The sequence below is a fragment of the Staphylococcus agnetis genome, assembly GCF_002901865.1.
Lineage (GTDB): Bacteria > Bacillota > Bacilli > Staphylococcales > Staphylococcaceae > Staphylococcus > Staphylococcus agnetis.
The window spans coordinates 1-767 of record NZ_PPQF01000087.1 but is presented as its reverse complement, the minus strand read 5'-3'; positions in this window follow the sequence as shown (position 1 = coordinate 767).

Genomic DNA, 767 nt, shown 5'->3' with positions numbered 1-767 from the left:
TATGCTATCACAAATATGAAAACAAAATATGATATTTACATTTATTTAAGTTTGTTTATATTTATCACACAAATAGTTTTAATTTCGATTATTACGCTAAATATTTTTTTTATAAAAAAGCACCCGTCATAGCGGCGCTTTAACTCGTTACAGTCCCATAGTCATGCATAGTTAGAAAGATGAAGGATTTTTGATGTAGACAAATTGAAATTCATATGTATATTTGTAAAAATACACACATAATGAAAATGGATTCTATTCGAGCTATAATGGCTATGCCAATCATTTATTTAAAGTGATAAGTATTAGTTATCATATTGCGCAATCTTGATTATTTTTTGTATACTTTGTAACTAAAATAGCGCGAAGTTACAGTGACGTGCGCAAGTAGATGATGGTTGTAAAATACTGATATGACAGTATTTTTAAGGTGTTATCATTATTTAATTGCCCAAACACCGATATGATTTTGTGAAATTTATTATTTAATTTGAATTTAAATAAAAAGATGAAATAAGTAGTGATTAAGGAGGTTGTGGGGGAGGATTAAATTTTTGTTAGGAAGGGCTAAAGCAGCGTTACGCGCCGTCATGACGGAGTTTAAAATGTACAAGTATAAAAATATACTGATTGTTACGAGAACGGCGTCATTGTAACAATCAGTAAAAATTATATAAAAGTAAACCATGCGCTATGCGTATGGTTCCGGAGAGGTTTCACCGTTGTATTAAAATAGGCATTTCCTCATGATAGAATAAAACTTGGTC